10 protein-coding genes are annotated in these 12521 nt (G+C 71.1%); 7 read left to right on the top strand and 3 right to left on the bottom strand.

The annotated features are described in order from the left end of the window. Positions 1–15: 15 nt before the first annotated feature. The 6 genes from FHR33_RS33735 (at position 16) to FHR33_RS33760 (ending at position 8573) form a co-directional block, all read left to right on the top strand. Positions 16–894 carry a LysR family transcriptional regulator gene (locus tag FHR33_RS33735; protein ID WP_183656437.1) on the top strand — a complete coding sequence of 293 codons (879 nt, stop codon included), beginning with the start codon at positions 16–18 and terminating at the stop codon, positions 892–894. Beyond that, complete coding sequence (locus tag FHR33_RS33740) at positions 887–1165, top strand: acylphosphatase (RefSeq protein ID WP_183656440.1); 279 nt, start codon at positions 887–889, stop codon at positions 1163–1165. The genes FHR33_RS33735 and FHR33_RS33740 overlap by 8 nt, the downstream gene beginning before the upstream one ends. A 190-nt stretch (positions 1166–1355) precedes the next feature. Beyond that, positions 1356–1550, top strand: coding sequence for a hypothetical protein (locus FHR33_RS33745; RefSeq protein ID WP_183656443.1), 195 nt, complete (start codon positions 1356–1358; stop codon positions 1548–1550). A gap of 173 nt (positions 1551–1723) precedes the next feature. Next, the gene (gene smc, locus FHR33_RS33750; protein WP_183656446.1) at positions 1724–5419 is read left to right on the top strand and encodes a chromosome segregation protein SMC; all 3696 of its coding nucleotides are present in this window, start codon (positions 1724–1726) and stop codon (positions 5417–5419) included. Positions 5420–5541: 122 nt separating this feature from the next. Next, entirely contained in the window at positions 5542–6651 is a 1110-nt protein-coding gene (gene ftsY / locus FHR33_RS33755; RefSeq protein ID WP_183660456.1) for a signal recognition particle-docking protein FtsY, read from the top strand. A 269-nt stretch (positions 6652–6920) separates the two neighbouring features. Then, the gene (locus FHR33_RS33760) at positions 6921–8573 is read left to right on the top strand and encodes a tetratricopeptide repeat protein (protein ID WP_183656449.1); all 1653 of its coding nucleotides are present in this window, start codon (positions 6921–6923) and stop codon (positions 8571–8573) included. Positions 8574–8593: 20 nt separating this feature from the next. Here FHR33_RS33760 and FHR33_RS33765 read toward each other — a convergent pair whose 3' ends face one another. From FHR33_RS33765 to FHR33_RS33775, 3 genes are read right to left on the bottom strand one after another with little or no spacing between them, the layout of a single operon-like run. Next, the gene (locus tag FHR33_RS33765) at positions 8594–9376 is read right to left on the bottom strand and encodes an ABC transporter ATP-binding protein (protein WP_183656452.1); all 783 of its coding nucleotides are present in this window, start codon (positions 9374–9376) and stop codon (positions 8594–8596) included. Then, positions 9373–10416, bottom strand: coding sequence for a FecCD family ABC transporter permease (locus FHR33_RS33770; protein WP_312895837.1), 1044 nt, complete (start codon positions 10414–10416; stop codon positions 9373–9375). Before FHR33_RS33770 ends, FHR33_RS33765 begins: the two co-directional genes overlap by 4 nt. Beyond that, positions 10413–11459, bottom strand: coding sequence for a FecCD family ABC transporter permease (locus FHR33_RS33775; RefSeq protein ID WP_183656455.1), 1047 nt, complete (start codon positions 11457–11459; stop codon positions 10413–10415). The genes FHR33_RS33770 and FHR33_RS33775 overlap by 4 nt, the downstream gene beginning before the upstream one ends. 47 nt (positions 11460–11506) lie before the next feature. On the opposite strand from FHR33_RS33775, the gene FHR33_RS33780 reads away from it, so the two are divergent. Beyond that, complete coding sequence (locus tag FHR33_RS33780; RefSeq protein ID WP_183656458.1) at positions 11507–12505, top strand: ABC transporter substrate-binding protein; 999 nt, start codon at positions 11507–11509, stop codon at positions 12503–12505. Positions 12506–12521: the final 16 nt, after the last annotated feature.

Below are 12521 nucleotides of genomic sequence, written 5' to 3' on the forward strand. Positions count from 1 at the left end.
GCTAAGGAGTCGTAGATGGAGTTCAGGGAGCTGGAGTGCTTCGTCGTGCTCAGCGAGGAGTTGCACTTCGCCAGGGCCGCCGAGCGGCTCTACCTGTCACCTGGCAGGGTCAGCCAGCTGGTGCGGGCGCTGGAGACCCGCGTCGGCGCCAGGCTGTTCGACAGGACCAGCAGACGCGTACGGCTGACGCCGCTGGGCGAGCGCTTCCTCGCCGACCTGCGCCCCGCCTACGAAGGGCTGGGGGCCGCGCTCACCAGGGCGAGGTCGGCCGCCCGGCTGGTCGAGGGCGTGTTGCGGGTCGGCTTCCTCGGCACGCCGACGGAGGTCGTCACCAGCACGGTCAGGGAGTTCGAGCGGCGCAACCCGGCCTGTGAGGTGGAGCTGGTCGAGGTCCCGATGGCCGATCCCTTCGGCAAGCTGCGCGTCGGCAGGGTGGACGTGAGCTTCACCCTGCTGCCCGTGGACGAGCCCGACCTCGAGACGGGAGCGGGCCTGAACAAGGTCCAGATGCAGGTGGCCCTCTCCCCGCGGCACCCACTGGCGGACAGGGCGCGCATCGAGGCCGAGGAGCTCGCGCAGCTGCCGCTGGTCGGGCTCGACGATCCCGCGCCCCGCAGGTGGCGTGAGCTCGTCGCTCCCACGAGCACGCCGATGGGCCGGCCCATCCCTTCGGCGGGTACTGTCTCCACCAGCCAGGAAGGCCTGACTCAGGTCGCGCTGAACAGGGGCGCCATGCTCTTCTGCACCCCCACGGCCGCCTACCACGGGCGCGACGACGTCACATTCGTGCCGGTCGCCGGCCTGCCCGACTCGGTGCTCGGCCTGGTCTGGCGCAAGGAGGGGGAGACGGCCGCGGTGCGCGCGTTCCAGCAGGCAGGAGTGGATCATGAGTGACGTGGTGAGGCTGACCGCCTGGGTGCGCGGACGCGTCCAGGGCGTCGGGTTCCGATGGTGGACCAGGGCGAGGGCGCTGGAGCTCGGGCTGGTGGGCTGGGCGCGCAACACCGACGACGGCCGGGTGGAGGTGGTGGTCGAGGGCCCTCGCGAGGCGGGAGTCAAGCTCCTGGAGCTGATCAAGGGTTGCGACACACCCGGCCGAGTCGATGGAGTTGTAGAACGCTGGAGTGAAGCCCGAGGTAGTTTGCGAGGCTTTGTGGAGCGGTAGCCCTTCCGCCAAACCAGCCAAATAGGGTATATTTATATGTCGGGAGTGCCCGACGGTAGCCCTGTGCGGTGCGTTCGACTTGACCACCCACACTGCCGGTGCGACTCTTGTTAGGTACCACGCGCACCCCTCCCGCGGAACACGAAGTGCGCGAACCAGTCTGGTCACTCAGCGTGGAGGACCCTTTACTATGGCGAAGGCTCTACTCGGCCACGTCGGCGGTCCTGACCCTCGGATGGTCTCGGAGATGCGCCGCTTGCAGCAGCGAATCCGCGACCTGGAGGCAGAACTCACCCGGCTCCAGGCACAGAACGACGCTCTTGCAGCGCAGACCCGCGATGAGGCGTTCAGCCGCCTGCAGGAGCGCGAGCCGGCTCTCACCTGAGAGGTCGGAGCGCGAATCAGGGACGTCTCGGAGAGGCGTCCCTCGTAATTTTTCGACCCCCGTCCGCGGGGGTCTTTTTACTGCCCACCTGACCGCTGGATCGCTGTGACCAGCGGCGGGCGGCGCGTGCCAGTAGGCTTTCCCGCAGTCGGTTCAGGGGAGGGCAGCGTTCGGTGTACCTGAAGACGCTCACGCTGCGCGGATTCAAGTCCTTCGCCTCCGCCACCGCCCTGCGCCTGGAGCCCGGCATCACCTGCGTGGTGGGGCCCAACGGGTCAGGCAAGTCCAACGTGGTCGACGCCCTGGCGTGGGTCATGGGCGAGCACAGCGCCAAGTCGCTGCGCGGCGGCAAGATGGAGGACGTCATCTTCGCCGGCACCTCCAGCAGGCCGCCCCTGGGCAGGGCCGAGGTGACGCTGACGATCGACAACTCCGACGGCGCGCTGCCCATCGACTACACCGAGGTCACGATCAGCCGCCTGATGTTCAGGTCGGGGCAGAGCGAGTACGCGATCAACGGCGACACCTGCCGGCTGCTCGACATCCAGGAGCTGCTGTCCGACTCGGGCATCGGGCGCGAGATGCACGTCATCGTCGGTCAGGGTCAGCTCGACGCGGTGCTGCACGCCGGTCCCGAAGACCGCAGGGCCTTCATCGAGGAGGCCGCGGGCGTCCTCAAGCACCGCAAGCGCAAGGAAAAGGCGCTCCGCAAGCTCGACGCGATGCAGGCCAACCTCACCCGCGTCCAGGACCTCGCCACCGAGCTGCGCCGCCAGCTCAAGCCGCTGGGCAAGCAGGCGGAGATCGCCCGCAAGGCCGCGGTCATCCAGGCCGACCTGCGCGACGCGCGGCTGCGGCTGCTGGCCGACGACGTCTGCATCCTGAGGGAGAACCTCGCGAAGGAGGCCGCCGACGAGGCGGCGATCCTGACGCGCAGGACCCAGGTCGAGGGAGAGCTGGCCGAGGGCCAGCAGCGCGAGCAGGCGCTGGAGACGGCCGAGGCCGAGGCGCAGCCGAGGCTGAGCGCCGCCCAGGAGACCTACTTCAGGCTGGCCTCTCTGCGGGAGCGTTTCACCGGGCTGGAGCACCTGGCGGCCGAGCGGCACAGGCACGCGCTCGACGCTGCCTCCATCGAGCGGCGCGGGCGCGACCCCGAGGAGCTGGAGCGCGAGGCGGCCGAGGTCCGCGAGCAGGAGCTGGAGCTGGCGGCCGCGCTGGAGCAGGCCCAGGAGCTGCTCGAGGCGGCCGTCGCCAGGCGCGAGGAGGCCGAGGCCGCGCTCGACGCCGAGGAGCGGCGGCTGGCCATGGCCTCGAGGGCGGCGGCCGATCGGCGCGAAGCGCTGGCCAGGCTGCGCGGGCGGGTCGAGTCGGCCCGCAGCAGGGCGCGCGCCGCCGAGGACGAGATCGGCAGGCTGAGCAGGTCCTTCTCCGAGGCCGAGCAGCGGGCCCAGCGCGCGCGCGAAGATCTCGAGGAGCACGAGAGCGAGGAGCCCGCCGCCGATCCCGCGCTCGCCGAGGAGCTGGCGGCCGCGCAGGGCGCCGTCGAGGAGGCCAGGGCGCTGGCCGAGGCGGCCCGCGAGATGGTGGAGCAGGCCAAGGAGGCGCTGGCGGGCCCGCGCGCGGCCCTGCAGGCCGCCAAGTCGGCGGTCGGTACGGCCCGCGCCGCCGACCAGCAGGCCCAGCGCGCGGTCGCGGCGCTCGACGCCCGGCGTGAGGCCCTGGAGCTCGGCCTGGCCAAGGGGGCCGACGGCGGCGCCGCGCTGCTGGCGGCGGGGCTGCCAGGGGTGCTCGGGCCGCTGGCCGCGTCGATGACGGTGACGCAGGGCTTCGAGGTGGCCATCGCGGCCGTGCTGGGCTCGGTCGCCGAGTCGGTGGCGGTCGAGTCGGTGGGCGCGGCCGTGGAGGCGCTCGACCATCTCAGAGCCAAGGAGGCGGGCCAGGCGACGCTCCTGGTGGCAGGCGCTTCAGGAGGCTCTCCCTCGCCCGCGGGCTCGTCCGGGGCGCGGGCCGAGCTGACAGGAGAGGCGCGGTGGGCCGCCGAGCTGGTCGGCGTGCCCGACCACCTCAGAGCGGCGGTCGACCACCTGCTCGCCGACGTGGTCGTGGTCCAGGACCTCGACGACGCCCGCGCGCTGGTCGGGCGGCATCCCGAGTTGAGGGCCGTCACCCGCGGCGGCGACCTGGTCGGCTCGCGTCTGGCGGTCGGCGGCTCCGCGGGCGGCACCTCGGTGCTGCAGGTCAGGGCCGCCCTCGACGACGCCGTCGCCGACCTGGAGGAGGCCAGGGAGCGGGCCGAGCACACCGCGACCGCGCTGGAGGAGTCGGTCCAGGCCGAGCAGGCCGCCCAGGCGGCGCTGGAGGCCGCACAGGCGCATGTCAACGAGGCGCAGACCGCTGCAGGTGGCGCGCAGGCGGGGGTCAACGCCGCCCAGGGCACGCTCGACCAGGTCAGGGCGCGCCAGCGCGAGGCCGACCAGGCGAACGCGGCGGCCGCGCGGCGGCTGGCCCAGCTCGGCGCCGCGGCCAAGGCGGCGGCCGATGAGGCCGAGCGTCTCGCGGGCGGCGTGCGAGCGGCGCAGGAGGCGCGCGAGGAGGGGCTGGCCGAGCTCTCGGAGCTGGAGATCGAGCTGGCCGAGGCCGAGTACTCCCAGGAGCTCGAGACCGAGCCGACCACCGAGCTCCGCGACGATCTGGCCGCGACCTGCCAGGTGGCCAGGCAGGGCGAGATGGAGACCAGGCTGCAGGTCCGCACGGCCGAGGAGCGGGTCAAGGGCATCGCGGGCAGAGCGGAGGGCCTGGTGAGGGCCGCCCAGCGCGAGCGCCAGGAGCGGCTGACGGCCGCCGCGCAGCGTGAGCGGCGCAGGAGGCAGGCGGTGGTCGCCGAAGCCGTGGCGCTCGGGGCCAGGCAGGTGCTGAAGGCGCTGGGCGCCTCGGTCGAGCGGGCGGCGCGCGAGCGCGACGAGGCCGACCTGGCCAGGGTGGCGATCGACGCCGAGCTGAAGCAGGTCAGGGTCAGGGTCCGCGAGCTGAGCCAGGAGCTCGACAAACTGGTCAACAGGGTCCACGGCAGCGAGGTGGCCAGGACCGAGCAGCGGCTCCGGCTCGAACAGCTCGAGCAGCGGGCGCTGGAGGAGTTCGGCGTCGAGGCCGAGGCCCTGGTCGGCGAGTACGGCCCCGCGGCGCCCGTGCCAGGCGATCCTCCCGTGCCCTACGTCAGGGCGGAGCAGGAGAAGCGGATGCGCGCCGCCGAGCGGCAGATGAACCAGCTCGGCAAGGTCAACCCGCTGGCGCTGGAGGAGTTCGCCGCGCTGGAGGAGCGCCACGCGTTCCTGACCTCCCAGCTGGAGGACCTCAAGAAGACCAGGCGCGAGCTCATGACCGTCGTGCAGGAGGTCGACAACAGGGTCGAGCAGATGTTCTCCTCCGCCTACGCGGATGTCGCCCGCGAGTTCGAGCAGATCTTCTCCAGGGTCTTCCCCGGCGGCGACGGCAGGCTCGTGCTGACCGATCCCGACAACATGCTGACCACCGGCATCGAGGTGGAGGCCAGACCGCCAGGCAAGAAGGTCAAGCGGCTGTCGCTGCTGTCGGGCGGCGAGCGGTCGCTGACGGCCGTGGCGTTCCTGATCTCGATCTTCAAGGCCAGGCCCTCGCCGTTCTACGTGATGGACGAGGTCGAGGCCGCCCTCGACGACACCAACACCCAGCGGCTGCTGACCCTCTTCGAGGAGCTGCGGCAGAGCTCCCAGCTGATCGTCATCACGCACAACAAGCGGACGATGGAGATCGCCGACGCCCTCTACGGCGTCTCGATGCGCGGCGACGGTGTCACCCAGGTGGTCTCCCAGCGGCTCAGGGAAAAGGTCTGACTCGCCAGGGTGGGTCGTAAGGCGTGACCATCCCGGACGATCTGGAAAACTGAGTGCTTGTGAACGACTACCTCGGCATCATCGTGATCGTGGTCGTCGTCGCCCTCTTGGCGGCCGGCGGCATGTTCTTCCTGTTCAGGCCGGGCGGAAAGGCCGTGCCCCCGCCGGCCGAGCCGCCCGAGGTGAAGCCTGCGCCCGAACCGCAGGTCAAGCCGCCCGCGCCGGAGGAGGAGGGCAGCACCACCACGGTGCCGCCACCGGTCAAGCCGGCCGAGACCGTCATCAAGGCGCCCGAGCTCGAGGTTCCTCCGCCGTCCGCGGGCCGGATGGTGCGGCTGCGCTCGCGCCTGGCACGCTCGCAGAGCGCCCTCGGCAAGGGCCTGCTGGAGCTGCTGTCCAGAGACCGGCTCGACGATGAGGTCTGGGACGAGATCGAGGAGAGCCTCATCACCGCCGACGTCGGCGTCGCGCCGACCCAGGCCATGGTCGAGGAGCTGCGCACCAAGGTCAAGGTCCTCGGCACCCGCACCCCCGAGGAGGTGCGCGGCCTGCTGCGCGAGGAGCTGCTCAAGCAGATCGACCCCAACCTCGACCGCACCCTTCACGTCGCCAAGCACGGCGAGCGTCCCGCGGTCGTGCTCGTCGTGGGTGTCAACGGCACGGGCAAGACCACGACCACGGGCAAGCTGGCTCGCTCGCTGGTCGGCGACGGGAAGAAGGTCGTGCTCGGCGCGGCCGACACCTTCCGCGCCGCCGCGGCCGACCAGCTGCAGACCTGGGGCGACAGGGTCGGCGCCGAGGTGGTGCGCGGCCCCGAGGGCGGCGATCCCGCCTCCGTGGCCTTCGACGCGACGGCCAAGGGCATCGAGGACAAGGTCGACGTGGTCATCGTCGACACCGCGGGCAGGCTTCACACCAAGACGGGCCTGATGGACGAGCTCGGCAAGGTCAAGCGCGTCATCGAGAAGAAGGCGACGGTCGACGAGGTCCTGCTGGTCCTTGACGCCACGACGGGCCAGAACGGCATGCGCCAGGCGCAGGTCTTCGCCGAAGTGGTGAACATCACGGGCATCGCGCTGACCAAGCTCGACGGCACGGCCAAGGGCGGCATCGTCATCTCGGTGCAGCGGGAGCTCGGCGTGCCCGTCAAGCTGGCGGGGCTCGGAGAGGGCCCTGACGATCTGGCGCCCTTCGACCCCGAGGTGTTCGTCGACGCCATCCTGGGTGACTGACCAGGCGAATAGCTCGCTCTTTAAGCGACAGTAGGGAAACCAGTAGGGAAATGTCCCTTACCGGTCAGGGGCTTGTGGGTACACCGTTCCCGTGTTGATATTGGGCGATCGTCTGTCATTGATCCGAAAGAAGGCCGTATGAAGAAGGTCGTTGTTCACAAGCCCGGCACGGTCAGGTTGACCGGTGCCGCGACTCCGAAGCACGCGGCCTGACCAAGGCTGAGGGAGTCGGTGCCTACGGTGAGGGCATCGGCTCCCTTCCGCATCTTATGAACCAGATCGTTCTTGACGCAGACAGGCGGCTGCGCGGGCCGTACACGCTGGCCGGCGGGCTGCTGCACGTGCTCGTGCCCGAGGCGCTGGCCCGGTGGCCCGAGCTGGTCCACTCGCACGACATCGAGATCAGGGCGGCCGCGCCGGGGCTGAGGGAGCTCGTTCCGGCCAGCCGCACGTCGCTGGCCGACAGGGTGGCGCAGGAGGAGCGCATCCTGGTGCCGGCGCCCCGCCGTACGCTGCGGCTGGCCAACGGGCTGGCCGAGTTCGTCCGTGACCACCTGGCCCGGGGTGGCCCCTTGACGGTCACGGTCGCCAACGCGGGCGAGGCCGACGCGACCGACATCGAGTTCCTCGAGGTGCTTCGGCGCAGGGTGCCCGCCGAGCTGCTGGTGGTCGTCGAGGGGCCGAGCACGCCCAGGGACGGCACGCTGCCGCTCGACACCGACCGCTACCGCAACGAGGGCTTCCACCACGCGATGGCCGAGGCGGGCGGCCTGCTGCTGCCCGAGCTCGCCGAGGACTCGGAGGAGTGGTGGACGATCCTGCACAGGACCACCACGGCCCTGGCCGCGCTGGAGCGGGAGGAGGAGGCGCGGGCGCTGCTCGACCACGCGAGGCGGGTGAGCGTCACCGCCAAGCACCGGGCGACGTGCGCGTACGCGACCGCGATGCTGCTGGTCAGGCACCACGACCCGGCCATGCGCGACCCTGAGGAGGCGCTGGCCTGGATCAACGAGGCCATCACGATCACCGACCTGCTGCCCGACACTCGGCTGCGCGCCTTCCACCTGAGCTTCGACCTCAACGGCAAGGCGCTGGTGCAGGTGCGGAGGGGCCGCTTCGAGGAGGCCACGGAGCTGGTGGAACGCGCCATCGAGCTGGCCGAGCGTGATCTCGGCCCCGGCGAGCAGCCGATCCACAAGCTGGTCCTGCGCGCCAACAGGGCGTTGCTTCGGGGCACGAGCACGGCGGCGCTGGCCGACCTCGACCACACGATCGCCGCCGACCCCGGCTACCCCGACTACTACCTCGACAGGGGAAACCTGCTGGTCAAGCTGGGCAGGTCGCAGGAGGCGCTGGCCGACTACGAGCGGGCGATGCGGGTCGGCCCCCCTTTCCCCGAGCCCTACTACAACAGGGCCGAGCTGCGGTTCGCCGAGGACGACCTGGAAGGGGCGCTGGCCGACCTCGACTACGCGATCGAGCTGGACCCCGATTTCACCGACGCCTACGTCAACAGGGCCGGCCTGCTGGTGGCCATGGGCGAGTACGGCAGGGCGAGGGCCGACGCCGAGCGCGACGCCGCCAACCCCTACCTCCTGTGCGCGCTCGGGCAGGTGGAGGCGGCCGAGGGGAACCCGGAGGAGGCCTACAAGGCGTTCGGCTCCGCGCTCGAACGCGACCCCTCCATGGTGACCGCGCTGGCGGCCAGGGGCGTGCTCTCCTACGAGAACGGCGACCTGGCCTCGTCGGTCGCCGACCTGACCAGGGCGATCGAGCTGAAGGAGAGCGCCGAGCTGCGTTTCAACCGGTCGGTGGCGCTACGGGCGCTGGGCAGGCTGGAGGAGGCGCGCGCCGATCTGGTCAGGGCGAGGGAGCTGGCCCCCGCCGACGAGGACGTACGGCGGGCGCTGGCCGAGCAGTGACGCGCGGGGCCGGGCGCGGGCTAGGACCTGCGGCCGATGGGCACCACCAGCGGGGTGCCCGCGACCGGGTCGGCGATGACCTTGGCGTCCAGGTCGAACACCCCGCGCAGCAGGTCCTCGGTCAGCACCTCGTGCGGGGTGCCCGCCGCGACCACCCTGCCCTCGCGCATGGCGACCAGCCTGTCGGTGTAGCGGGCGGCCAGGTTGAGGTCGTGCAGCACCATGACGATGGTCCTGCCCGCCTCCTGGTGCAGGTGGCGTACCAGCTCCAGCACCTCCACCTGGTGTGACAGGTCGAGGAAGGTGGTCGGCTCGTCCAGCAGGAGCAGGTCGGTGCCCTGCGCCAGCGCCATGGAGATCCACGCGCGCTGACGCTGCCCGCCCGACAGCTCGTCGAGCGGGCGCTCGGCCAGGTCGGCCAGGCCGGTCATGGCCAGCGCCTCGGTGACCGACGACTCGTCGTCGGAGGACCACTGGCGGTACCAGGTCTGGTGCGGATGCCGGCCCCTCGCCACCAGGTCGGCCACGGTCAGCCCCTCGGGCGCCGTGGGCGACTGGGGCAGCATGCCGAGGACCTTGGCCACCTCGCGGGTGGGGATCTTGTCGATGCGCTTGCCGTCGAGCAGCACCTCTCCGCCCGTGGGCTTCATCAGCCTGCCGAGGGCGCGCAGCAGTGTGGACTTGCCGCAGCCGTTCGGCCCGATGATCGTGGTGACGGTGCCCGCCTCGATGCCGAGGTCGAGACCGTCCACGATGACGCGCTCGCCGTAGGCGAGCCTGACGTCGCGTGCCTGAAGTCTCATTTGCGGGCCCTCCAGATGAGGTGGATCAGGTACGGCGCGCCCAGTACCGCTGTGACGACGCCGACGGGCAGCTCGATGGGGGAGAAGGCGGTGCGGGCGATGAGGTCGGCGGCGGTGGTGAGCAACGCGCCGACGACCGCGGAGGCCAGCAGCGGCGGCTGCGCCGACCTGGTCAGGCGCAGCGCGATCTGCGGCGAGGCCAGAGCGACGAAGGCGATGGGCCCCGCCGAGGCGGTGGCGACCGCGGCGAGCAGGACGGCGGCGAAGATCATGAGCCCGCGTGCGAGGTTCATCCGCACGCCGAGCGAGGTCACGGTGTCGTCGCCGAAGCGAAGCGCGTCGAGCGAGCGGGCGCCGAGCAGCGTGGCGGGGATCAGCAGGACCAGCGCCAGGGCGACGGGTCCGACGTGCTCCCATCCGCGCCCGTTGAGCGAGCCGCTGATCCAGACCATGGCTCTGCCGGTGTCGTTGACGTCGCCGACGGTCAGCAGCCAGAACTTCACGTTGGTGAACACCGCCGCCACGCCGATGCCGACGAGGACCAGCCGGTAGCCGTCGAGGCCGCGCCGCCACGCGAGCGAGTAGACGATCACCGCGCCGGTCAGGCCGCCGAGCAGGGCCAGGGCGGGGATGCCGAAGCTGGCCAGCGCGCCGCTCACCCCTCCGGCCGCGCTGCCGCTCAGCACCACGCCCGCGACCACGGTGACCGAGGCCCCCGTGGTGACGCCGAGGATCTCGGGGCTGGCCAGCGGGTTACGGGCGATCGACTGGGTGATCGCGCCCGCCAGCGCGAGCGCCGCGCCGACCAGCGCGCCGGTCAGCGCGCGGGGCAGGCGCAGTTCCATGACGACGAAGTGGTTGTCGCTGCCGGCGTCGACGACCGCGCGCAGCACCTCGGCCACGCTCATCGGGATGTCGCCGAGTCGCATGTTGAGCGCCATGAGCAGTACCACGGCGGCGAGAGCGCCGACGGTGACCGCGACGCCGCGCGGCCGCACGCGCCAGGACAGCCCCGCCACCCGCAGGGCGAGGGCGCTCACAGCCGCACCGGCTTCCTGCGCCTGACCAGCGCGACGAAGAACGGCGCGCCCATCAGGGCGAGCACGATGCCGACCTCCAGCTCGCCGGGCGGCGCGACCACGCGGCCGATGACGTCGGCGAACAGCAGCAGCGCCGCTCCCACCAGCCCCGAGTACGGCAGCAGCCACCGGTGGTCGGTGCCGGACAGCGGGCGGACCAGGTGCGGGACGATGAGCCCGATGAAGGACAGCGAGCCGCACGCCGCGACGCTCGCCCCCGACAGCAGGGTGACCGCGGCGATGCCGATGCCCCTGGTGAGCGCGATGTTCTGGCCGAGGCTGCGGGCGACGTCCTCACCGAGGGAGAGGGCGTTCAGTCCTGGAGCGTTGATCAGCGCGAGCAGCAGCCCCGCCACGATGAAGGGCAGCACTTGCCACACCACCTCCTCGCCTCTCGCGGCGATGGAGCCGGACTGCCAGAACCTGAAGACGTCCATGGCCTGCTCGTCGATCAGCACCAGCGCCGAGGTGAGCGCGTAGAGGAAGGCGCTGACGGCGGTGCCCGCGAGGGCCAGTGTGACGGGAGTGGGGCCGCCTCTGCCGCCGACCATGCCCAGCGCGAAGACTCCGACGCTGGCGATCAACGCGCCTGCCATGCCGAACCAGATGTAGGCGTAGAGGCTGGTCATGCCGAGAAAGATGATGCCTGCCACCATGGCGAACGCCGCGCCCTGGGTGACTCCGAGCAGCCCTGGGTCGGCCAGCGGGTTGCGGGTGTGGCCCTGCATCAGCGCGCCCGCGACGCCCAGGGCGATGCCCGCCAGGACGCCCAGCACGGTGCGCGGCACGCGCAGCGAGCGGATGACGATGTCGTTCTCCGTGCCGGTCGGTGAGGTCAGCGCGTGCCAGGCGTCGGTCAGCGGGACGGACTTCGAGCCGATCGTGATGCTCATCACAACGGTGATCAGGACGATGACGAGAAGCGCGCCGAACACGGCGGTGCGTCTCCTCACCTGCTCCTCCTCGCTGTTGCTGACCCGGGTGAAGTATGCCAGCTTAGGCATAGCTAATCTAAATGAGGTTTGCCTTACCTAATGCGAGAGGGATCCTGATGAGAGCGTTTCGCGCCGTGGCCATGGGCGTGGCGGGGGCCGTACTGAGCCTGGGCCTGGCCGCCTGTGGCTCGACCAGTACCACCGCCGGAAGCCAGCCCGCCGGGACGCAGCCGGCTGAGGGTCAGCCGTTCCGCGTGATCAAGCACGCGATGGGCGAGACGAAGATCCCCGCTCAGCCGAAGCGCGTCGTCGCGCTCGACCAGAGCTTCGTGGACGCGGTCCTCACCCTGGAGACCCCGGTGGTCGGCTACTCGACCTACCGCTCGATCGAGGACAAGCTGCCTGACTACCTCGGCTCCGTCGCCGCCGAGTACGGCAAGGAGGCCACCCCTGTCGGCACCCTCGAGCAGCCGAGCCTTGAGAAGATCATGGCGCTCAAGCCCGACCTGATCGTCTCGGCGAAGGTCAGGCACGAGGCCCTCTACGCCAAGCTGTCGCAGATCGCGCCCACGGTGTTCAGCGAGACCACCGGCGCCATCTGGAAGGAGAACGTCCGCCTGATGGGGCAGGCGCTCGGCAAGGAGGAGCTGGCCGACACCAAGCTCAAGGAGTTCGAGGCCCGCGCGGCGAAGGTCGGCGAGGCGATCAAGGCGAAGGAGGGCAAGCTGCCGACCGTCTCGGTGGTCCGTTTCGCCGGTGAGCCGACGACCAGGCTCTACGTCGAGAACTCCTACTCGGGCATCGTGCTGAAGGACGTCGGCTTCCCCCGCCCCGACAACCAGCCGAAGGACCCGAACGCGATCGCCGTGGACATCAGCCAGGAGCGCATCGCCGACTTCGACGCCGACCACATCTTCGTCTCGACCTACGCCGACCCGTCGGCCGAGGGGCCGAAGAAGCAGTTCGTGAACAACCCGCTGTGGGGCAAGCTCAAGGGCGAGAAGCACGACGTGACCGACACCACGTGGATGAGCGCGGTGGGCATCCAGGGCGCCCACTCCATCCTGGACGACCTCGCCAAGATCTTCGAGGTCGACCCGGCGCGCGGCGCCTGACCTCTTCCTCTCCCGA

This window comes from Nonomuraea dietziae (assembly GCF_014195505.1).
In the GTDB taxonomy this organism is placed as follows: Bacteria; Actinomycetota; Actinomycetes; order Streptosporangiales; family Streptosporangiaceae; genus Nonomuraea; species Nonomuraea roseola.

Coding starts and splice junctions, on each gene's coding strand:
- FHR33_RS33735 (WP_183656437.1), top strand. CDS start 16: ATGGAGTTCAGGGAGCTGGAGTGCTTCGTCGTGCTCAGCGAGGAGTTG.
- FHR33_RS33740 (WP_183656440.1), top strand. CDS start 887: ATGAGTGACGTGGTGAGGCTGACCGCCTGGGTGCGCGGACGCGTCCAG.
- FHR33_RS33745 (WP_183656443.1), top strand. CDS start 1,356: ATGGCGAAGGCTCTACTCGGCCACGTCGGCGGTCCTGACCCTCGGATG.
- ftsY (WP_183660456.1), top strand. CDS start 5,542: ATGTTCTTCCTGTTCAGGCCGGGCGGAAAGGCCGTGCCCCCGCCGGCC.
- FHR33_RS33760 (WP_183656449.1), top strand. CDS start 6,921: ATGAACCAGATCGTTCTTGACGCAGACAGGCGGCTGCGCGGGCCGTAC.
- FHR33_RS33765 (WP_183656452.1), bottom strand. CDS start 9,376: ATGAGACTTCAGGCACGCGACGTCAGGCTCGCCTACGGCGAGCGCGTC.
- FHR33_RS33775 (WP_183656455.1), bottom strand. CDS start 11,459: ATGCCTAAGCTGGCATACTTCACCCGGGTCAGCAACAGCGAGGAGGAG.
- FHR33_RS33780 (WP_183656458.1), top strand. CDS start 11,507: ATGAGAGCGTTTCGCGCCGTGGCCATGGGCGTGGCGGGGGCCGTACTG.